General features: G+C 37.7%; 16 protein-coding genes. 5 read left to right on the top strand and 11 right to left on the bottom strand.

Annotation, left to right across the window (positions count from 1 at the left end; all coding sequences use genetic code 11):
• Positions 1–280: 280 nt before the first annotated feature.
• A complete protein-coding gene (ahcY, locus tag OK18_RS01235) occupies positions 281–1594 on the bottom strand; it encodes an adenosylhomocysteinase (RefSeq protein ID WP_053326825.1) in 1314 nt (437 codons plus the stop codon).
• 243 nt (positions 1595–1837) lie between these two features.
• Between ahcY and OK18_RS01230 the strand changes: the two genes are divergently transcribed.
• Positions 1838–2452, top strand: coding sequence for a 4'-phosphopantetheinyl transferase family protein (locus OK18_RS01230; RefSeq protein WP_050020134.1), 615 nt, complete (start codon positions 1838–1840; stop codon positions 2450–2452).
• Here OK18_RS01230 and OK18_RS01225 read toward each other — a convergent pair.
• The 5 genes from OK18_RS01225 to porU all read right to left on the bottom strand — a co-directional run bounded on the left by OK18_RS01225 (position 2433) and on the right by porU (position 11335).
• Entirely contained in the window at positions 2433–3161 is a 729-nt protein-coding gene (locus OK18_RS01225) for a hypothetical protein (protein WP_050020135.1), read from the bottom strand. The genes OK18_RS01230 and OK18_RS01225 overlap by 20 nt on opposite strands.
• 75 nt (positions 3162–3236) lie before the next feature.
• Positions 3237–5492 carry an FUSC family protein gene (locus tag OK18_RS01220; RefSeq protein WP_050020136.1) on the bottom strand — a complete coding sequence of 752 codons (2256 nt, stop codon included), beginning with the start codon at positions 5490–5492 and terminating at the stop codon, positions 3237–3239.
• A gap of 248 nt (positions 5493–5740) precedes the next feature.
• Positions 5741–6154: a hypothetical protein gene (locus tag OK18_RS01215; protein ID WP_053326824.1), complete on the bottom strand. Its 414-nt coding sequence runs from the start codon at positions 6152–6154 to the stop codon at positions 5741–5743.
• A 61-nt stretch (positions 6155–6215) separates the two neighbouring features.
• Complete coding sequence (gene porV / locus OK18_RS01210) at positions 6216–7379, bottom strand: type IX secretion system outer membrane channel protein PorV (protein WP_050020138.1); 1164 nt, start codon at positions 7377–7379, stop codon at positions 6216–6218.
• Between the two features lie 59 nt (positions 7380–7438).
• Complete coding sequence (gene porU, locus OK18_RS01205; protein ID WP_053326823.1) at positions 7439–11335, bottom strand: type IX secretion system sortase PorU; 3897 nt, start codon at positions 11333–11335, stop codon at positions 7439–7441.
• Between the two features lie 164 nt (positions 11336–11499).
• On the opposite strand from porU, the gene gldJ reads away from it, so the two are divergent.
• Positions 11500–13101 carry a gliding motility lipoprotein GldJ gene (gene gldJ / locus OK18_RS01200; RefSeq protein ID WP_050020140.1) on the top strand — a complete coding sequence of 534 codons (1602 nt, stop codon included), beginning with the start codon at positions 11500–11502 and terminating at the stop codon, positions 13099–13101.
• Between the two features lie 144 nt (positions 13102–13245).
• Positions 13246–14517 carry a UDP-N-acetylmuramoyl-tripeptide--D-alanyl-D-alanine ligase gene (locus OK18_RS01195; RefSeq protein WP_053326822.1) on the top strand — a complete coding sequence of 424 codons (1272 nt, stop codon included), beginning with the start codon at positions 13246–13248 and terminating at the stop codon, positions 14515–14517.
• 249 nt (positions 14518–14766) lie between these two features.
• On the opposite strand, the gene OK18_RS21020 is transcribed toward OK18_RS01195, so the two are convergent.
• A complete protein-coding gene (locus OK18_RS21020) occupies positions 14767–14958 on the bottom strand; it encodes a hypothetical protein (RefSeq protein WP_156173194.1) in 192 nt (63 codons plus the stop codon).
• Positions 14959–15026: 68 nt separating this feature from the next.
• Positions 15027–15635 carry an NUDIX hydrolase gene (locus tag OK18_RS01190; protein WP_053326821.1) on the bottom strand — a complete coding sequence of 203 codons (609 nt, stop codon included), beginning with the start codon at positions 15633–15635 and terminating at the stop codon, positions 15027–15029.
• Positions 15636–15671: 36 nt separating this feature from the next.
• Here OK18_RS01190 and OK18_RS01185 point away from each other — a divergent pair, with 36 nt between their 5' ends.
• Positions 15672–16061 (top strand): SRPBCC domain-containing protein, encoded by a 390-nt coding sequence (locus OK18_RS01185; protein WP_050020142.1) that lies wholly within the window; start codon positions 15672–15674, stop codon positions 16059–16061.
• Between the two features lie 142 nt (positions 16062–16203).
• On the opposite strand, the gene OK18_RS01180 is transcribed toward OK18_RS01185, so the two are convergent.
• From OK18_RS01180 to OK18_RS01170, 3 genes are read right to left on the bottom strand one after another with little or no spacing between them, the layout of a single operon-like run.
• Entirely contained in the window at positions 16204–17247 is a 1044-nt protein-coding gene (locus OK18_RS01180) for an anhydro-N-acetylmuramic acid kinase (protein ID WP_053329260.1), read from the bottom strand.
• A 10-nt stretch (positions 17248–17257) separates the two neighbouring features.
• On the bottom strand, positions 17258–17848 hold the full coding sequence (gene lptC, locus OK18_RS01175; protein ID WP_050020143.1) for an LPS export ABC transporter periplasmic protein LptC: 591 nt from the start codon (positions 17846–17848) through the stop codon (positions 17258–17260).
• Position 17849: 1 nt separating this feature from the next.
• A complete protein-coding gene (locus tag OK18_RS01170) occupies positions 17850–19151 on the bottom strand; it encodes a hypothetical protein (RefSeq protein WP_050020144.1) in 1302 nt (433 codons plus the stop codon).
• Positions 19152–19593: 442 nt separating this feature from the next.
• On the opposite strand from OK18_RS01170, the gene OK18_RS01165 reads away from it, so the two are divergent.
• Positions 19594–20712 (top strand): DNA polymerase III subunit, encoded by a 1119-nt coding sequence (locus tag OK18_RS01165; RefSeq protein ID WP_053326820.1) that lies wholly within the window; start codon positions 19594–19596, stop codon positions 20710–20712.
• Positions 20713–20976 lie beyond the last annotated feature (264 nt).

Raw genomic sequence — 20976 nt, 5'->3', positions numbered from 1 at the left:
TGCATTCCATGTAATTTAGAATGACAAGTTTCGGCTAAATCCAAGATGTTTTTTATTATATTTTAAGCGGACTAAAGTCCGCTTCTATTGAATGGATTCTCACCTTAACTCAAAATTCAAAAAGGTTATATCTAGCCTCGATAGCAGCGGTTACCCCACAGCAGGTATGGATTTTAGCGTTGGAGCGAGGAGTATGAGCGGATAGCGAGAATAGCTCCTAAAAAATAAAAGACTTTCCAAAATATTGAAAAGTCTTTTATTTATAATTAAGATTAAAATCTTAGTATCTGTAGTACTCAGGCTTGAACGGACCTTTTACATCTACTCCGATGTACTCAGCCTGCTCAGGGGAAAGAGTTTCAAGCTCTACGCTTAATTTTTTAAGGTGTAAAGCTGCTACTTTTTCATCTAAGTGCTTAGGAAGCATGTATACTTCGTTTTTGTAAGCTGCGGAATTGGTCCAAAGCTCGATTTGCGCCAAAGTCTGGTTAGAAAAAGAGTTAGACATTACGAAGCTTGGGTGTCCTGTAGCACATCCTAAGTTAACCAATCTTCCTTCTGCAAGGATGATTACTTCTTTACCTTCAATGGTGTAGATGTCTACCTGAGGCTTCACTTCAGATTTCGTGTGACCATAGTTTTTGTTTAACCAGGCCATATCAATTTCGTTATCGAAGTGTCCGATGTTACAAACGATTGCCTTATCTTTCATCTTAAGGAAGTGTTCTCCCCTTACGATATTGAAGTTACCGGTAGTGGTAATGATGATGTCTGCATTGTCTACTACGGTATCCAGTCTTTTTACTTCATATCCGTCCATAGCAGCCTGAAGCGCACAGATCGGGTCAATTTCTGTAACGGTAACGATAGAGCCCGCTCCTCTGAATGAAGCAGCAGTACCTTTACCTACGTCTCCGTATCCGCAAACTACCACTCTTTTTCCTGCCAGCATTACGTCTGTAGCTCTTCTTACAGCATCTACTGCAGATTCTTTACATCCGTATTTGTTGTCGAATTTAGACTTGGTTACAGAGTCGTTTACGTTGATAGCAGGAATTACTAAAGTTCCGTTCTTCATTCTCTCATATAATCTGTGTACTCCTGTAGTTGTTTCTTCAGAAAGTCCTTTAATATCTTTTGTGAATTCAGGATATCTGTCAAACACCATGTTGGTTAAGTCTCCGCCATCATCCAAGATCATGTTCAATGGTTTTCTTTCTTCCCCAAAGAATAACGTCTGCTCAATACACCAGTCAAATTCCTCTTCAGTCAGACCTTTCCATGCATACACAGGAATTCCTGCAGCAGCAATGGCAGCGGCAGCGTGATCCTGAGTGGAGAAGATATTACAGGAAGACCAGGTAACCTCTGCTCCTAAAGCTACTAATGTTTCGATAAGCACAGCTGTCTGGATGGTCATGTGAAGACATCCTGCGATTCTTGCTCCTTTGAGGGGTTGGGATGGTCCGTATTCTTCACGGATAGCCATCAAGCCCGGCATTTCTGCTTCTGCCAGGGTAATTTCTTTTCTTCCCCATTCTGCCAGGGTGATATCCTTTACTTTATAAGGAACGTATTGTGTTGTAGTACTCATATGTAATGAATAGTTTTTAAATTCAATTGATAACGAACTGCAAAATTACAATTAAAAATTAAGATAAAAAAACGACAATCGGGTTCTGCTTTAAGAGATTATACATAGATTAAGAATCGCCTGTTGGTTAGGATTGTTTTTGCAGATAAATAAAAACAAGCCTCTTTCGGTTTCAGACTTCCGGTTTTTCTTACCGTTTTCTCTTTCCACATCTTTTTACTACTTTTATCGAATAAAAAAACAATGCCCCTTTACCGAGATTTTTCTGATGATAATGCCACTATCCTTGTCTGGAAGTATGACGAAAGTGAAAACCTTGATATCCATGAACTTCTGGAACCTGAAAATGCCGAAAAGGTAAAAGATTATCATCCCAAAAAACTTCTTGAAGTATTGATGGTGCGCAAACTTCTGAAAGGGTTAAAACCAGATTCCAAAATTCTGTATAAAGAAAGAGAGCCTTTTCTTTCACCTAAGGATGCTGAAATCTCCATTACCCATTCTTTTCCTTTTGCTGCTATTGCTATTTCTAAGAATAAAATAGGAATAGACGTGGAGAAATTCAACCCTAAAATTTTAAGGGTCATTGATAAATTTACCTACGAAAATGAAAGAGGATTTATCCCGGAAGATAAGGCTGATACTTTTTACACCATTATCTGGAGCGTAAAGGAAAGTATGTACAAGATCCATCATTCAAAATACTGGTCTTTGAAAAAAAATTATGAAGTAAAACCCTTTGAATTAAAGCATCTTCATAAAATAAGCTGTCGTGTATATGACGACCAATTTTCAGATGAATTCAAAGCCAGAGTAGAGTTTTTTGATGACTACTGTTTTACGATTGTGGAGGAGTAGATGGTTTCTGTTTTAATAACTGCCGTATGGAAACAAGGTGTCCAAAAAGAACGACAGGAACAATAAATGTAGGGAGCCAGCTAAATGGAAAGTAAAGTATGGCAATATTAGGCTGGTGAAATGCAATCTTTTGTAACGGAGATGGCGCTGAAAGAAACGCAATTAATACTATATTGAGCAGTAGTGCAAGACTTAGAATATTCCAGCATACAATAAAATTTCTACTTATTTTTGATATTCTTATTCCATAATAAGCAATAAACGGAGCCGAAATACCTGCGAGAATATCAAAGTTAATTCCTTTAAATGTCATAAGTTCAGGCACCGTTTTGTATAGGAATAGCTCATATAGAATTATTTCAACAAAAATTCTTATTGTATTTAGATAAGTAATATGCAAAAGTGACAGGTGATCAATAAACAATTTTCCTTTTTCCAGATTAAAAATAAAAATCATAACAAACACCGGCGGAAGGATCCCAAACAATACAATTTTTGGGGGCAGTGAATTTAAATCACTATTATATACACCATTCAAAGATAAAGCTGCCTGAATCATCAGCCAACAGAACAGGATAAGAAAGATTATTCCTGCTTTTGACTGTATAATTTTTGAATCAGAATTTTTGACTGACCAGCAAAATAGCAGTAAGGTCACGAAAGTGATGATTCCAAAAAATAATGAAATGTGAATTGGCAGTTTTTCCATGGTTTATTTTTAACTAAGATATTACAATTAGCCAAAAACCGGATTGCCATAGGACAATTAACAAAATATAAAGTATTAGGATTCTCCTACCTTTTCAGCCCTGTATTTTTCAATTACTTTTCTCTGTTCTTTGGCAACATCATAGATCAGTTCAAGAATATCATGGATGTTTTTAAGCTCCGTAAGATGAGAAATCTTGTCGGGATCCCTTCTGTCGATGATATCATTTTCCTCAATTTCAGTTTTTCTTTTCAGAAGCATATCTTCAATGGAAGAATCTTCAGGTTCAAGACGGCTTTCCATCCTAAGAGCTTCAGTAATATTCTCCCCGTTCAGTAAAGTTGAGGTTTGCTGCATTTCGGCTTCAATTTTTCTGCTCCAGCTTTCAGCGTCTATTTCAGGATATTGCTCATTGCTTTTAGAATATTGAGACAAAGAAGCCGTATAAGCTGTGATAAGATGGGAGGTGGCTACAAACTGATGAACGACTTCCAGTTTTTTCTGCTGGTTCTTGGGATCGGAAATCATTCTTTGAAAATTATCGGAAAGATTGGCCAGGGAAATGATCGCATTTTTCCGCTTTACCTTATAATCTTCAAGGTCAAAATCACCCTGTAGAAACTTAGAAATAACACTTTGGAAATAGATGAGGTTATCTGCAGCAGATTTTTTCATCAGATCCAGGTTTTGGGTATGCTCCCATACAGGCAATATAATATATGATACAGCAAAAGCGATGATGCCTGCAATTGCAGTATCTAAAACCCTGTCTTTGAATATAATGTCTATTTTTCCGGGGTTTAAAAAATTGAAACTCAGGAAAACATAAATGGTCATAAATAATACGGCCCAATAATAACGTCCTTTCAAAAAGCTGAAACACATGATCATGCTGATCAGTAATATGGCGAACAATATTCCGTTAATATGGATAAAATGCAGAATTATATAAGCTATGACAGCCCCTGTAATAGTTCCGTAAAGACGCAGAAGATTTCGCTTCTTGGTAATGGAATAAGCCGGCTTTAAAATGGCAGTAATCGTAATTAATATCCAGTAGGTATGCCCCAGTCCCAGAAAATCGAACATAGAGAAAAGGTAGCCCAGCAGTAAAGCGGTTGTAATCCTTATGGCATGACGAAAATGGGAAGAAGATAAAGAGATATTATTCCTTAAAACCTTAGCATTAAGTTTGGGCTCATTGGGCATGAACTTCTTTAAGTCTAATCCGGTGGATAAACTTTTTGCCAGTTTTACATTCTGGGAAAATACTTTATAAATTTCGTTGATCTCTTTGGTAATTTCATTGATGCGCATCAGGATCTGGCGCAGGATCATGAAATTTTCCAGGTTGTCGGGAGATAATTGTTTATTCCTGAGCTCGAAATAGTGATAATTGAGGTTTTTTAGTTCAAGCTCAAGATTGAACATCGGCTTTGCGCGGGTACCGCTCTGAAGAGCAATCCCGATATTGGTAATTTCTTCAGCCAGAAGGTTGAGATAATCATGAATATTGACCAGGATCATGCTGTCTTCAAAGCTTTGCTGCAGTTTCTGATAATCACTTTCAGAAGTCATCAGCTTTTCATGAAGGTCCATAGAATTCAGGAACATCAGCATCAGCAAACGGCTGGTGGTAGTAGATTCATTAACAATTGTCCTTGTTTTGAAAACTGTTTCCCTGGTATCTTCCTGCAGGTTTTTGATTTCAATCTGTTTGGCAATAACCTGGGTAGTAAGCTTATTAAAATCAGGATTTTTCTGGTAATAATTGGCTTTTATCTTTAAAAATTCAGCCAGCTGAAGGTAGTTTTCTCCAATCATCTGACCTGCCAGCTTATAAGGACGAATGGTTGTTACAACAAGAAATATAAGCAAAAACCAGATACATCCGCAGGCAAAGATAAGCAAGCTCTTTAAGATATTGCTTCCGGTAAGATGTCCGTCAATAAAGATGGCGAGTACCACCAATGATAACGAACCCACGGCAGCCAGCCTTTGCCCGTATACTCCGATCAGGGAAAAAAACATTCCGAATACAATAATCTCAAGAAGTACCAGGATTTTGAAGTTCATCACCAAACTGGCAATAAGTGCCACAAAAACAAAGCAGCAGATGGCAAAGGCAAGAGCGTTTCTCCTTCGGATAAAAGGTCCTGGCTGATCGGTAAGCGCTACGAAGCTGGTCCCCAGAGGAAATAAGAAGTATTCTTTTAAAATGCCGAAGTGGGCAAGGACCAGGCAAGGCAGAACAGTAGCTAATGTAATTCTGATTGCAGAATATACATATTGACTGGTTACAAATTTTTTAAGCTCCGCCGAATAGTTCATACTACAAAAATAGCCATTGGATTTAAAAAATCGCCATAAAGAAGAAACTTTTGTACACTTAAATGTTATTTTTTTACCTTGTTAATAGTTAGTTTTCAAAGTGGATATAAGTGAAATCCGGTATTGCGAATATACAGTGGTAAAAAACATTAGACCGGAGATTGTTTTTATATTGTTCAAAAGATATTGTAATCCTGCTGAAGACCTTGTTTATGCCTTGGGATAGGGATTATCAGCCGGGTAACTGATTATTGGATAGTCTTAAACTCATATTCCACCATATGCCCTTGCCAGTCTTTTTTATATCCTGTAAGCTGTTTTCCTTTGTATTGTAACCGGAATCCTTCTAAAAAATGATCTTCCGGAAGTTTTCCGGGATAGAATAGAATGATCTTGCCATCTGGTTTTTGTTTCCAATTGGCCTTGATTTGGTATTTGACAGATTCACTGCATGACCTTACATTTTTTTCTGTGATGGAAACCTGGTTGTTTTTAAAGTTCAATAGGAGATAGATCGTATATCCGGCACAGGGGTCAGGTTCGCTCGTCTCTTCACAGACATTTCCTATGACGGTTTGAAAATTTTTATTGATAAGATTAGTTTGTGAGAAACAAACGGGGCTGCTTAGTATTGTCAAAAATATCAGGATATTTTTTTTCATCTTTGGTATTCTTTAACAAAAAAGCCTCATGATCATGAGGCTTTGTATGATTGATGTTATCTTAACGATCATTGTTTGATGTTTCGTCTCCTATATTCCAGGTAAGACCAAAACGTAAGGTATTATCTAAAGCTGTATTGATTTTAGACATGTTGATCAGGTAAGACAGATCAAGGGCAAACGAACGGTATTTTAACCCAATACCGGCAGTGGCAAACTGTCTTGCTCCCTGCTCTTCACTTTCATGGAAGTAACCTCCTCTTACGGAGAAAGCATTATCATATGAATATTCCAGGGCGCCACTATACATGATGCTGTTTTTATTTTTGAAAGATTTCCCGATACCTGCCATTACACCCACATTCGGAATTTCGTATCTGGGTTGTCTTGTATTAGGGTCTATACCTACATACTCAGATCCCGGAACTAAAAGTTTCGAACCTTCCACACTGATTCCGATTCTGTTCAGGTCATCCAGGTACATATCATATCCAACTCCTAATCTTGCCATTGTCGGCAGGTAGGATCTTGATTCTTCATTTCCTGTATAATCAAGTTTAGGACCCAGGTTCTGGACAGCAAAACCTGCGTTTACTTTACCATCATAACCTCCGATACTGGAGAATCTTGGAGAAGTATAGTATCCTGAAATATCTACTGCAAAAGAGTTGGCCGCTTTAAGAGTGGTGTCGGTGTTGAATCCGCCGGCTAAGTCAGAACGAATGAATCTACCTGTCACTGCCATGGAATAGGAGTCGGAAAGCTTCATGCCGTAAGCCACATCAATGGAGAATTCATTGGGTTTTGATGTACCCATCGAAGCTACTTCCGTACCTACCAATTGAGTAAGGTCTACCTGCCCCATATTGAAATAATAGATACTTGCAGAAATGGTAGATCTTTCTTCCTGTCCCAGGAATTTATGAAATGCAGCGTATAATAAGAATACATCATTGGTAAGTTTCCCCATGTATGGCGTATAGTTAAGACCAATGGAAGAACTTGAGCTGCTAAAAGGATATTTTGCGGCGTTCCAGAATTGAGAAAAAGCATCCGAAGAGGTTACTACCCCCTGGTCTCCCATACCTCCTGATCTTGCATCCGGTGCAATTCTTAGGAAAGGAGCTCCGGTCAATACTGGGCCTACTTTACCTAAATCTTGCGAATAGCCTAGAAAACCAGCACTTAAACCAAATCCTAAAAGCAGTTTAGTAGTTAAATTCATATGTTGTCTTTTATATATTATCAGTTTTTTATTAATTTTATTGTCTATGTATTATTTAATTATTTCAAAAGTACCATTTTTTCTACAGCTGTAGCACTTCCTTTGCATTTTTCTTGATTTTGACTTTTTGCAAATATCTTAAAAATATACGTACCTTTTGCTACTGTAGAACCAAAATCATCTCTTCCGTCCCATTCTATAGCCTGGCGAGGAGTTCTAAAGCCTTGCAGGAACGGTTCCGCAACTACCGCCTGTGATAATGTTCTTACCAATCTTCCGGTAATTGTATAAATCTGTACATTCACATTTAAGATGTCATCACAGTTGTGTTCAAACTGAATGTACGTTTTATTGGTAAAAGGATTAGGCCAGTTCAGCGGACGGTTAATAGTCAGATGCTGATCAGATTCATCCTTAACTTCAAAATTTAACGTAGCAGTTGTTGAATTATTGTTTATGTCCCAAACTTTAAATGTGAGCTGGTGTTGTCCAATAGCTAAATTTTTAAATGGATAGGTTACATTTCCTTTTTGATAATCGGCAAGCCCCGGATTCAGGCATCCGTTTCCTTCTCCTGCAGCATAGAAATCATTTAAAACAACAGTATTAATAATTTGCCCGTCCAGATACACTGTAATATCGTGCCCCACACCGGATCCTGTAGAATTAATTCCCGTGTCATCCGTAAGGCAGGCAAGAAGCATTGGATTCTGATTGGTAATTCCTCCGTCTGCAAAATTGGTATTGTTCATATATAATTTTACTTTCGGAGGCTGGTTGTCATTCACTCCGTTAGGATTGATATCACCTACCTGTACTGCCTGGTTATTGAAAACATCGGTAACCTTATTGTCTGCATAGGTCAATATTCTTCCTTCTCCAACAGCATAATTGATGTCTTTAGGAACATAGAACTCTGCAGTGAATACGCCGTTTACGGCAGTACCTGCAGCTTTTACAATAGGACTTCCTTCCTCTGTATAATTTAAGACAGGAGATAGGGCCCCGTTGTTATTTAAGGTTTTTTTATTTAATCTCTTATCAAAGATATTAATGGAGACTCTCCCGTTAAAAGTATTGTTTAACGTACCATTCGGATTGTTGATATGACCTTTGATTTTTACAAAGTCCAATCCACGGATTAATCCCGGAACGGGAGTTTCAATATTATCAATCACCAAAAGCCTTTGCGGTCTGCTTAGCTTCATGGCAGGATCCCCCAGAAGGTTGACCTTTAAATGATTACTGTTGGCTCCTTTTTGTTTTTTAGCAATTAAATGGGCATATCCCAGGGTATCAAAATCATCATTGGTTAATTTAAAGATATTTTTAGTATAAATATCCGTAAAATCACGTCCGTAATCTACCCCGATGGCACGGCTGGAAGTAATCATGGCGGCAGCTCCTCCCTGTTTTAATTTAATAAACTGTTCGCCTGCAGAATAAGTGGCAGGGTCATCCCATAACGTAAACTCACAGGTAATGGTAGAAACAAAAGGGAATCTGCTGTAAATATTTGAAAAATTATTGGAATTCTGAATTTCCGTACTGGTCAGTACTCTCTCCTGGGCCCAGCCATTGATTCCTCCATGTCCGAAATAGAATAAATATAAGCTGTTTCCGATTGCATTGGTAATCCCCTGGGTGACCTGAGGGAATCTTGGTCCTGCCGCAGTACTTTGAGCAGGGAAGGCGTCCATATATAATTTTCTTACATTGTATTCCTTAAGATCCTGCTGCCCCGGTTGTTCAAAAATATTGACCAACGTATTATTCATTACATCATGGAAAGGACTTCCTCCATCCCGGTCATCATCCACCACAAAATCAAGTTTCATCCGCCATTCCCCAAAAGGACTGGATTGCCCGGAATGGGAATTATAATAGGCAAGAGTTTTGCTGATCATATCACCGGCTTCAGAGACATTGGCTGCGGGAATCCTTCCCACAGGAATATCCGGAAGGTTATTTTCAATAACGGATGCCGTTTGGGGCTGGGTCATTACAATATAGTCGTCGGTCACAAAAGAGGAAATAACATCTGAGGAATATTCACTCTGGTAGGAGGGAACTACATTGGTATTATTGGGAACCCTGTTTTTATAATCAAAAGAAGCGTCCCCGAGGATAAACACATACTTTAATTTTCCTTGTGTGGTATTGAGCTTCGTTACGAAATCCCTTATTGCAGTAAGATCTTTGCTTCCGCTTCCAAACTCTTCATAGATTTTATTGACATCTACTATTTCTACTTTATAATTATTTTTCGTCTGATGATAACTTGCCAGTCTCTGAGCTTGCCCCATCATTTCAGGAACCGTCAGGATCAGGTAATCTACATTCTGTAACGCAGAGAGGTTTTGATTGTTGACCCTTCCTACAAACTGCGGAGTGAAAGCAGCATCAGAACGGAATGCTACAAATTCATTATTGAAATACTGGTCGGAAGCAATATAACCAAAACTAAAAGTACCCGCTCCCGCTTTATTTACCTTCCTGCTGGCATTGGTGATATCGGTAACATCCCAAACCTGTTCTATATTGGAAGCATTGGAAATGCTGAAACCATAGTTGTTGTTGCTTCCGCTTACAATTGAGTAATCCCTGAAGTTCATTTGTGAACCGTTAAAGGTCAGGTTTTCCTTATATTGTACTTCTACATAATCCAGGTAGAAGACTCCGTTGGGGTTTACAGAAATATTGGGGTTATATGTAAAGGTAATCTGATTTCCTGTCAGGTTGGATATAGTCCCGAAATATTTTATTGGGAAAAAAACATATCCGTAAGTAGGCGTATCTGCAGGAACCGTATAGACTGACGGGTTTTTATCATTGATTTTGATTTCAATCGTATTCTGCTGTGCAGTGGAACCTATGACCCTGGTACCGTACCTGATAACATCTGTTGCCTGTATAGGAGAATTGGTCGTAAGTGTAACGGTCTTTTCCGTGCTGAAAGGAGCATCTTCCACCCAGGTTCTTCCTACTTTCATAAGATTCTTCTGATCATTATTGATTACCTGATAGCTGTCATATCTTGTAATCAGTTGGGCAGGAAGGTTGACATCCATGTTCTGAACTCTTTTTCCGGCACCTTTATCGAAATTAATATAATAGTAAGAAAAATCTTCGTATATATTTTTTACATTCTGGCTCCGGTCGGATCTGGTATCTGTTCTTTTAAATCCATTTCCATTGCTGGTACTGTATAAATTGTATCCGTCAGGACCCTGTGCATAGAAGAGAGCATAATCCTGATCATTCCATACCCCGTCATCTTCTCCCACTACCTGAATGGCATTTTCCTGCAGGGCATCATACCGTGGATCCTGGTTAAATTCAGGAAGCATAATTCCTCCGTTTCCATAAATTCTGAAATTTTTAGGATTAACAGATGCTGGATTAATTCCGTTATCCCTTAAAAACTGTGATGTAATTTTAAATATGCCGGACTTGTCAACCTTTATTTTATAAAAGTTTCCGCTGGATAAAGGATTATTGGTGGTTCCTATTTTGTTGACACCGCCTGTCATATTTAGCGGAGCTGAAGCTTCTGAAACATTGAAAGAAGATAATCTCTGAACACGCCCGTTCACATTTTTAAATAGAGCAACGTTGATGCTGGCATACCTTTCACCATCTACCGTATAATAGGAAACATCAGCAATATCATAATCCGGTAACGTGCTTTTTTCCAATTCGAACAAGTCTCTGTTGGAAACACTTTCCCATGCCAGATCAGAAACTTTCAACTGCTTTTCTCCAATTTTTTGTTTAGTTACTATAAAAACGTTATTTTGGCTAAACGAAAACCCCTCATTTTTAAAAATAGGGAGATTTAATTTTGTATCGCCAAAATCCTGAATTTTAGAGCCATTCCATTCTATGGTGTTTCTTTGAGCGTAAAGTGTTGATGCAAAAGCGATTAAAGATAAAAGCGTAATTTTTCGTTTCATGTTTACTATTGAAATTGCTAAATTACAAAATAAATGAAAAATTTAGAATTAAATTGTGATACAATAAAATTAATTTGTTAACGTTTTTCAAAAAAATCAAATCTTTATTTGATTTATTGAATAATTTATTTTTTCTTTGTACTTTGAAAATATTTATATCGACTATGAAAAAACTAAAGTTGTTTTCATTAATAGCATTGAGTTCTACACTTGCATTAACCAGCTGTGGCGGATCAGGGACCAGCAAAGGTGGCGGTACCAAAAAATTTGTCAGTAAAACAGGTTGGAAACCAAACGAAAAACAGGGTTGGTTTTTTGCAGGAAAGCAACAGAAGCAGAAAGGTTGGCCGGGAATGGTATATGTAGAAGGTGGAACTTTTACAATGGGATTAGTGAAAGATGATGTTATGCACGATTGGAATAATACACCACGCAGAATGCAGGTAAGTTCATTCTTTATCGGAGAAACTGAGATTACTAACTACGAATACCGCGAATACCTTACATGGTTGAAGTATGTATTCCCTCCAAGCGACCCTAGCTTCAAGGAAATCTATAACGGTGCTTTACCGGATACCTTGCTATGGGACAACAAATTATCTAGAAACGATTATAATGAAACTTATCTGCGCTCCCCGGAATTTGATTACTATCCGGTAGTGGGGGTTTCCTGGACCCAGGCAAACAGATACTGTGAATGGTTGACAGACAGAGCCAACGAAAAGGCTTTGATGCAGGCAGGTGTCATTGCAAAGGATCTATACATCAATGAATCCAACAACCAGGGAGGAACCGCATTCAATATGGATAAATTCAAATCGAATGATCCTGAGATGCAGGGATATATCAACGAAAAAAGATTGCAGCAAAAATCCGGTATGAAAACTACCAACCAGAGATTATTAGCTGCCAACAGAGCTCCGAACGCTGCAATGGTTCAGAAATTCAGACTTCCTACTGAAGTTGAATGGGAATATGCAGCTCTGGGAATGGCTAAAAATAGAGAATATAACCAGTACCTGGGTAAAAAACCTCAAATCGAAAGATTAAGAGGAACCAAAGGAAGAGACAGGGGAATGTTCCTTGAAAACTTCAAAATGGGTAAGGGTGATTATTCAGGAATCGCAGGATGGAAGAATGACGGATCTGCACAAACTTCAGATGTAAGACAATATCCATCTAATGATTTAGGAATCTATGGTATGTACGGTAACGTTGCAGAATGGACTGCTGATGTATACAGACCTATCATCGATGAAGATTACAACGACTTCAACTACTACAGAGGAAACATGCCTCAGGCTATTGTAAGAAACGGAGACGGAACTTACAAAATGATTGATGAGGGAACGATCAAATATGATACCCTTGCTGATGGCAGATTAGTATACAAAGGTCTTCCGGGACAATTCGAAAGAGAAACAATTGCTGATTACAGAAACTTCAGAGATGGTGACAGACAATCTTCTTTAGAGTACTACAGAGCTTCAGATTCTACTTCTTCTTTCGATATGTATAACTCTCCTAAAAAGAGATTTATTGTTGACGGAAACGGTAGGGTAAAAATGATGAAGGATACCAAAGACAGAACTTCAACAATTTCTAACGACATCAGGGTAGTAAAAGGAGGTTCATGGCAGGATACTGCATATTGGCTGGATCCGGGACAAAGAAGATATAAAAACCAAGGAAAAGCTTTCGGATGGATTGGCTTCCGTGTAGCACAAGATGCAAGGACTAACGACAAGAGTAGAACTCGAAGATAATATTTATCAAAAAATACTTACAAAAAACCTTCTGAACTTTCAGAAGGTTTTTTTATTTTTGAGCCATGAAATCGCTTTGGACTAAAAAGTATTATACACTCGTATAGCGATTGCATCAGACCTCTTAATAATATATATTTCCACATGAATATAGAACAGTTTTATCCTTTATTCTTACAGGCCAATAAAGTGACTATCGATAGCAGAAAAATCGCACAGAATGATATTTTCTTCGCCTTTTCGGGGGAAAATTTCAATGCCGCTACTTTAGCAGAAAAGGCGATCATTGACGGAGCTTTGGCAGTAATTGTCGAACAGCCTGAATATGAAAACAAGGATAAAAATATTTTCTGTGTAAGCTCTACCCTTGAGTTTTTACAGCAACTGGCAGTTTACCATAGAAACCGGCTTACGATTCCTTTCATCGGACTGACAGGAAGTAACGGGAAAACAACGACAAAAGAACTGATCCATGCTGTGCTTTCAGAAAAGTTTAATGTTCAGTATACCTTCGGAAATTTAAATAACCATATCGGAGTTCCCTTAACAATTCTTTCTGTTAAGCCTGAGCATGAGATAGCCGTAATAGAAATGGGTGCCAATCATCAAAAGGAAATCGAATTTTTATGTACCCTGTCACGACCTGATTTCGGGTATATAACAAACTTCGGAAAGGCACATCTGGAAGGATTTGGTGGTTTTGAAGGGGTTATCAAAGGTAAATCCGAATTGTATGATTACCTTAAAAACAACAATAAAACGATTATCGTTAATGAAAATGATCCTATTCAAGTTGAGAAAACCGCAAACTACCAGCCTGTAATTACTTTCGGGAAAGAAGGATCGGATTATAATTTTGAGTCTTTTACCGATGAACATTTTGTAGGGTTGGTGTATCAGGGAACCAGAGCCGTATCAAAATTAACGGGAGAATATAATTTTACCAACCTTTGTGCTGCAGCAAGCCTCGGCCTGTATTTCGATATCAGCTTTGAAAAAATAAAACATGCCATAGAGCAGTATGTTCCAACAAACATGCGTTCACAGGTAGTGAAAAAAGAAGGAAAAACAATGGTGCTGGATACGTATAACGCCAATCCGAGTTCAATGGCTGCATCTTTAAAGAATTTTATCACTTTTGAGGGCCGTAAAACCATTATTATCGGTGATATGCTGGAACTGGGCTCCGAAAGCGGAAAAGAACACCAAGATATACTAAAACTGGCTCAGGAACTGGGTTTTGATGAAATCATCACAGTAGGAAAACATTTTAAGGCTGTTCATCATTCAGATCTTGCTTTTGAGGATACTATGGCTTTAACCGAATATTTAAAACTGAATACCATTCAATCCGATAATATCCTGCTAAAAGGATCCAGGGGAGTAGCATTGGAGAAGGTGATTGAGTTTGTTTAGAGAAAGGAAGCTGGAAGCTGGGAGAGGGAAGTTATTGAAGTTGGAGTATAGCTGGATTTCTTTCTGATTTAATTATCGGTTTTTGTTTGGAGAAAGGAAGCTGGAAGCTGGAAGAGGGAAGTTATGGAAGTGGAGTATAGCTGGATTTCTTTCGGATTTAATTATCGGTTTTTGTTTGGAGAAAGGAAGCTGGAAGTTGGGAGAGGGAAGTTATTGAAGGTGAAGTATAGCTGGATTTCTTTTTTTGATTTAATTATAGATTTTGCTGAAGATTGGAATTCTTGAAGATGGATGAAGAGCATCCCTGTTGATACATACAACAACCTTAAGAATTTTCGTTAAATAACCGCCAGAACTTAACCGGCGGACAGTACTTCCATCTTCATTCTTCCAGCTCCCCGCCAAAAAATACCAGAGTTCCCTGTGCTTGAATTTTTTCATTAAATGTCCCTAAGAAACTAACCGTCGGACAGTACTTCCATCTTCATTCTTCCAGCTCCCCGCCTAAACTATTTCTCCGAATCCCAAAATTCTTTGACAATAAGCTTAATATTCTGGAATGTACTTGGAAAAACCTCGCTCTCAATTTGTGGAATGGTTTTCCAGGCAACTTCAGTAATGCCTTCTTCTATTTGTGGTTTTGAAGTATCTTCACCATTAAAGTTCATTTCAAACCAGTGTGTGCATTTTAAGATTTTCTCACCATTTCTTTCTATATAAATATGGTAGGTTGTATTGATGAACTGTACCAGTTCTACATCCTTTAGTCCTGTTTCTTCTTCAATTTCCCTTACGGCAGACTCTTCCCGCGATTCTCCTTTTTCCATTTTCCCTTTGGGAAGATCCCATTTGCCCAGTCTCCTGATAAATAAGATTTTTCCTTCAGGATTATTGACAACTCCTCCTGCGGCTTCTATAATCCTGAACATCTTCTGGAATTCCTGCCATATTTCATCAATATTCTCACCGAAAACGTTAAGTTCCTTCACCGAAGTATTCTCTAAAAGATCCAATGCAATCTCTAAAGTCATGTAACTTTCATACCTAAGCTTCTTTTCAAGTTCCTCAGGATGCTTAGATAGTAATAATTTTTTTTCGTTGACAAAAACTTTATACATTTGTAAGAATTAAGAATTTAAATACAAAAATAAAAAATGAATTTAGAAGGACGAAAAATTATTGTCAATAAATCATCGAAAGAACTGGTTGAGCTGCTGAAGTCACCTGAAAATTATAAAGAATTTATGCCGGATGGTCTTCAAAAGTTTGAAACCAGAGATAACGGATTTAAATTTGGATTACAGGGAATGCCTGAAATTGCATTAAAAATAGATGAAGTTGATGATCAGAAAGCAGTATTAAAATCAGCAAGTTCAAGTTTGGATTTTTCATTGACAGCGACATTAAATCCTATCAGTGAAAATCAGACAGAAGTTCAGATGTTGTTTGAAGGAAAATTCAACCCATTCATTAAAATGATGGTAGAAAAACCATTACAGAACTTTATCAATACCTTGACAGATAAGATCGAAGCCTATAAATAATATATTAAAAAAACCTTCAGCAATGAAGGTTTTTTTGATTATGAGTTACCACACTTTGTGGCCTCTATGGTAGTTTTACGGCTGTTCATTTGTTCCTGAATTTCTCAACTTTGCGCCTGATCCCGGAATTGTTGAAAAATAATTACAGCATAATTCCCGAGCAATGATCTGCGATACTTCCTGTGGCCGAAGAAAGAACATTGATTTCGTTATTCATTCTTAAAACGCCCATGAAGGCGAAAACTAAAGCCTCTTTATGTTCTATAATTTCTTTCACTGGAACAATAACTTCCGCAGATGTTTTACCCTTTATTTTTTCAATTAAAAAAGTATTGTAAGCTCCTCCGCCGGTAAAAAGAATATTCCTGATATTATAACGGTTGATCACGGTTGAAATTTGCTGGGCAATATGTTCTGTAAATGTTGCCAGTGAATTCTGGGTTTCTATATTTTCAAGTATGGGGAAAATATACTGGTTACACCATTCTATTCCCAGGGATTTTGGATGGTGCTGCCCATAGAAATCCAGTGAATTTAGCTTAGCTAACAAAACCTCGTCCACTTTTCCCTTCCGGGCAAGATCGCCTTGTTCGTCAAAGCTTTTGCCCAGCTGCTGGGCCAGTTTATTTAAAACAATATTGACGGGTACAATATCAAAAGCTATTCTTTTGCCATTGCATGCCAGAGATATATTTGAAAAGCCGCCTAAGTTAAGACAGGCATGATATTCCGGGAAAAGCAATTCATCCCCTATAGGAACCAGCGGAGCCCCGTTTCCATTCATCAGTACATCCTGACTCCTGAAGTCATAAACTACAGGTAATCCGGTGGTGATTTTGATGGCACGGCCATCCCCGATCTGAAGGGTGAATTTTCTTTGAGGTTGATGAAAAACGGTATGGCCATGTGAGGCAATCAGACTGATGTTTTCAAGCTGGTACTTTTCTATAAACTGTAAAACCTGTTTTCCAAGATAGAATCCATATTCTGAGTGAAGCTCCAGTAATTCTTCTGCAGAAAGATGAATGGCATTTCTAAGCTTGCTTTCCCAACTTTCGGAGTAGGGGATAGTCTCTGTTTTCAGGATCTGAAATGTCCATTGTTCTTGCTTTTCAAATTCAGCAAGGCAAATGTCTAATCCGTCTAAGCTCGTTCCGGACATCAATCCTATAGCCAGGGTTTTCATAAATCGGGATTTATTTTTTATTTTCAGAAATTCTTTTTGAGCTGAAATCTCCTGAATTGTTGTAGAAGGTATATTCAGAAAAGTCATCCTTGGCAGTCATTCCATTGGCACCTACCAGGGTAGAACCGTCTTCCATCGTTACATACACCGTATCTTTAGTATAAATCCTGTTTTTTCTCTGGTCCCAGTAAATACTTTGCATGGCAAATTTTTGTCCTTCATTTGTGGTAATCCTCACATCCCCTTTTGCCTCGTAAAACTTTTTATAATCATAGAATTTAGCATACTTAGCTTTAATGGTTCCCGGGACGTTGGGCTTTTTCTTATCAAAAAACTGAATATCGATTCCTTTTCTGGCTACGGTATAAGCACTGTCTATTAGCTCATACTTTTCAATAATCGGAGCCTTGGCCTTTAATGTTACAAAACCGGAATCCCGTTGTACAATATTGGCATTGTTAATGATTTGTGAAGGGAAATTCTTACTTTGGTTTCCTTTGGCTTTGGTAAGATCTTCTTCACAGGATGTCAATATAAAAAATATAGCACAACTAAAAAGGCATGCTATATTTTTATATGATATTTTTTTAAAGAACTTCATTCTAGTTGTAAAGGGCTTTTCTGAACCACTTATCGGCAAAGTTAAAGCCAATTTTCAGATTGATGAAATTCTGGTTAATCAGGTTGTTTTTAAGAGTTCCCCTTTTACCAACTTCCACTCCAATTTCCAGTCCGCTCATCCTCGTAATACTACTGTTTTTGAATGGCAGCATCACACCGGCAGAAATACCGAATTTATTGATACTGGTTCCATTAGGATCAAGTTGTCCGTTTCCATTGATTGCCAGGTTACCTCTTTCATAGAAAGCACCATATCTGTAGATTACTCTTGAGAAGTAGCTTCTGAAGTTGTTGTAGTTTGGCAGGTACCATCCTCCGGCAGAAATTCTGTATGTATCCTGGAAGTCCCTGGTCTGGCCGAAATAAGTAATACTTTCTCCTTTTTTATAATCAAGCTGTCCTGAAACGAACCAATGGTTTTCACTTCCATATCCTACCCCCACAGATGCCTGTAGCGGAAGAAGGTTTTTAGAACTTACGCTTTTTTGCTCTATAATACTTTCATTTGCTTTTGTTCCGGCTGCATCAGTATACCTGTATGTGCTGTTGGTATATTCGGTGGTCATATTACTGGTGTTCCCGAAGGTTGCAGTAGCACCTATTGTAAATTTTTTGTCGGTACGGGTATTTAAAGTCTGATAGCTTGTACCCAGGGTAAAATTAAAATTTCTAACCCTGTTTTTGGTTTCATAACCATTAATGAATTCTGCATTTGCAGCACGGAACTCATTAAGATCATATAAATCCCCAAAATATAAATTGGCTCTCGCCCCTACTGAGAATTCCTGATTGATTTTGTAGGAAACTGCTACCTGAGCCGTATTCAGAGTACCGCTTCCTTTAAACGCATTCTGGTAAGCATTACCATCTACCGTTTGATTGGTTGTTATATCATAACTTTTAGAACTGTATGGCTGATAGGAAAGCCCCATCTTAACCTTTGAAGATAAAGGAAATGCCAAAGCAATATTAGAAAGATAAGTAGAATGCTTTGTAGATTTCATATCGTTGTAATTCGATTTGAAATAATTGTTTTCATTGGTAGCTTCCAGCCTGATGCTTGTAAGTTCAAAGTTGGCATTATTTGCAGGGTTTGCAAAGTTGAAACTACTGGTGAAATCACTTATAAAAGCCGTTGAGATACCTCCCATGGAAGCAGTTTCTATCGTATTATCATATTTTACATCCCCGATTCCGTATGCCGCATAAGGAGAGTTACTTAGACTCTGTGCATTTAGAAAATATCCAACTGATATGAATGATACTACAAAGATTTTTTTCATTCTTTATTTTTAAAACAATGCGCAAATATCTTAAATATTAATGAATTGTAAAAATTATATGTGGTTAAAGTTTGTTAAGGCTTGTTATAATGGGAAATTTTGAACGTTTAGGCGATTATGAACATGAATTTTTATTCAGAGAATTGTGAAAGATAAATGAGCTTCGCTCGGACTGGCCCGTTTAAGAAAATTAATTATAAAAGTCTGGAAGCAGGAAGAAGGGGCTGGAAATTACTTTCATTTATCATATAAGAATCTATAATACGATTAAACTTACTTTAAATAAGATAAAACTGATGAATAGTTATCCTTTATGGCTTTTATAACTTCTATCTTTTAACTCCCGGCTTCCAACCTGATTAATTTATTCACTATTGATTTTCTATAGCAAAAATTGAGCATTGTATGGTCTCTTCTTCTCCAGTTTTTTTATCTTTGGGACATGAATTGGGAGAATATCGCCGGACAAGATTATCTTAAAAAACTTCTCAGGGACAGCATTGCTGAAAACAGGGTGAGCCATGCCCAGCTTTTCGTAGGAAAAGAAGGATATGGAACATTACCTATTGTATTAGCTTATGCACGCGAAATTTTAAATCAGGAGAATGAACATGCAGCCTCAAAGGTGGAACATCTTAACCATCTGGACCTGCATTTTAGCTTTCCTGTTTTTACAGATAATAAAAACTCATTAAGCAAAAATAAATTTGAAGAATTCAGGGAAATGATTCTGGCAACTCCATATGCAAGTTATGATGACTGGGCTGCCTTTCTGGAATCTGAAAATAAACAGCTTTTTATTTCTGCAGATGAAATTGATGATCAGAACCAAAAATTCTCCCTGAAAAGTTTCGAAGGAGGAACCAAAATCCTTATCGTCTGGAGGGCTGATAAGATGAATGTAGCAGCTTCCAACAAATTTTTAAAATTTTTGGAAGAACCTCCGGCAAAAACAGTCATTCTCCTGACAGCAGAAAGTACCAATGATATTCTTCCCACCATTCTTTCCAGAACACAGGTAGTTGAAGTTCCGAGAATTAAAGATGAGGATCTCGAAAATTACCTTACAAAGAATTTCTCCGTTTCCGGAGAAAAAGTGCGGGAAATTGTTCATGAAGCTCAGGGAAATCTTAATGATGCCGTTAAACTATTGAATTCAGGAGATAAAACGAATGAGTTTGAACAGCTGTTTGTACAATGGGTCCGGGACGCGTTTATGGTAAAAAAGAAACCGGAATACCTTAAAAGCATCATTTTCTGGGCCAGGGAAATTGCAGGATGGAACAGGGAAAAACAGAAAAATTTTTTAAATTATTGCTCTGAAATTTTCCGGCTGGCATTGCTTCAGAATTACCAGTCAGAAGGCTTGGTGTATAAAAAAATCAATGCCAATGGATTCAACTGGACGGGGTTTTCAAAATTCATCAGTGGAGCGAATATCGAAAGTATCCTGGAGGAAATAAATACTGCTGACCTTCATTTGACCCGGAATGGCAATCCTAAGATCGTTTGGACAGATCTCGGAATAAAGCTGTCAAGATACATTCATAAAAACACATAAAATTTTCACCAGGGAAGGTGCTATCTGCTGAATTTTAAAATATTCATAAAAGTCCGGGTAACAACCGGACTTTCTGATTTCTATACATTTCGGAAACTTTTGAGTTTACATTTGTCCTTTATAATATGCTGTTTCCATTTATTTCTAAAATGATCACAGTTACAGCCAGAACCTTAACACTTATTGATTGGTTATTTCTTTGTCCTTGAGGCTTTAGTATATTTAAACAGGACTGAAGGATTTCTATGAGAACTTCCGGGTCAT

The organism is Chryseobacterium gallinarum (assembly GCF_001021975.1).
Lineage (GTDB): Bacteria > Bacteroidota > Bacteroidia > Flavobacteriales > Weeksellaceae > Chryseobacterium > Chryseobacterium gallinarum.
This window is presented reverse-complemented; position numbering and strand designations above follow the sequence as displayed.

Excerpts from the sequence above, each read along its gene's own strand:
- OK18_RS01165 (WP_053326820.1), top strand. The coding sequence starts at position 19,594 with ATGAATTGGGAGAATATCGCCGGACAAGATTATCTTAAAAAACTTCTC.
- OK18_RS01180 (WP_053329260.1), bottom strand. The coding sequence starts at position 17,247 with ATGAAAACCCTGGCTATAGGATTGATGTCCGGAACGAGCTTAGACGGA.
- OK18_RS01215 (WP_053326824.1), bottom strand. The coding sequence starts at position 6,154 with ATGAAAAAAAATATCCTGATATTTTTGACAATACTAAGCAGCCCCGTT.
- porU (WP_053326823.1), bottom strand. The coding sequence starts at position 11,335 with ATGAAACGAAAAATTACGCTTTTATCTTTAATCGCTTTTGCATCAACA.
- OK18_RS21020 (WP_156173194.1), bottom strand. The coding sequence starts at position 14,958 with ATGAAAAAATTCAAGCACAGGGAACTCTGGTATTTTTTGGCGGGGAGC.
- OK18_RS01220 (WP_050020136.1), bottom strand. The coding sequence starts at position 5,492 with ATGAACTATTCGGCGGAGCTTAAAAAATTTGTAACCAGTCAATATGTA.
- ahcY (WP_053326825.1), bottom strand. The coding sequence starts at position 1,594 with ATGAGTACTACAACACAATACGTTCCTTATAAAGTAAAGGATATCACC.
- OK18_RS01195 (WP_053326822.1), top strand. The coding sequence starts at position 13,246 with ATGAATATAGAACAGTTTTATCCTTTATTCTTACAGGCCAATAAAGTG.
- OK18_RS01230 (WP_050020134.1), top strand. The coding sequence starts at position 1,838 with ATGCCCCTTTACCGAGATTTTTCTGATGATAATGCCACTATCCTTGTC.
- OK18_RS01185 (WP_050020142.1), top strand. The coding sequence starts at position 15,672 with ATGAATTTAGAAGGACGAAAAATTATTGTCAATAAATCATCGAAAGAA.
- gldJ (WP_050020140.1), top strand. The coding sequence starts at position 11,500 with ATGAAAAAACTAAAGTTGTTTTCATTAATAGCATTGAGTTCTACACTT.
- lptC (WP_050020143.1), bottom strand. The coding sequence starts at position 17,848 with ATGAAGTTCTTTAAAAAAATATCATATAAAAATATAGCATGCCTTTTT.
- porV (WP_050020138.1), bottom strand. The coding sequence starts at position 7,379 with ATGAATTTAACTACTAAACTGCTTTTAGGATTTGGTTTAAGTGCTGGT.
- OK18_RS01170 (WP_050020144.1), bottom strand. The coding sequence starts at position 19,151 with ATGAAAAAAATCTTTGTAGTATCATTCATATCAGTTGGATATTTTCTA.
- OK18_RS01225 (WP_050020135.1), bottom strand. The coding sequence starts at position 3,161 with ATGGAAAAACTGCCAATTCACATTTCATTATTTTTTGGAATCATCACT.
- OK18_RS01190 (WP_053326821.1), bottom strand. The coding sequence starts at position 15,635 with ATGTATAAAGTTTTTGTCAACGAAAAAAAATTATTACTATCTAAGCAT.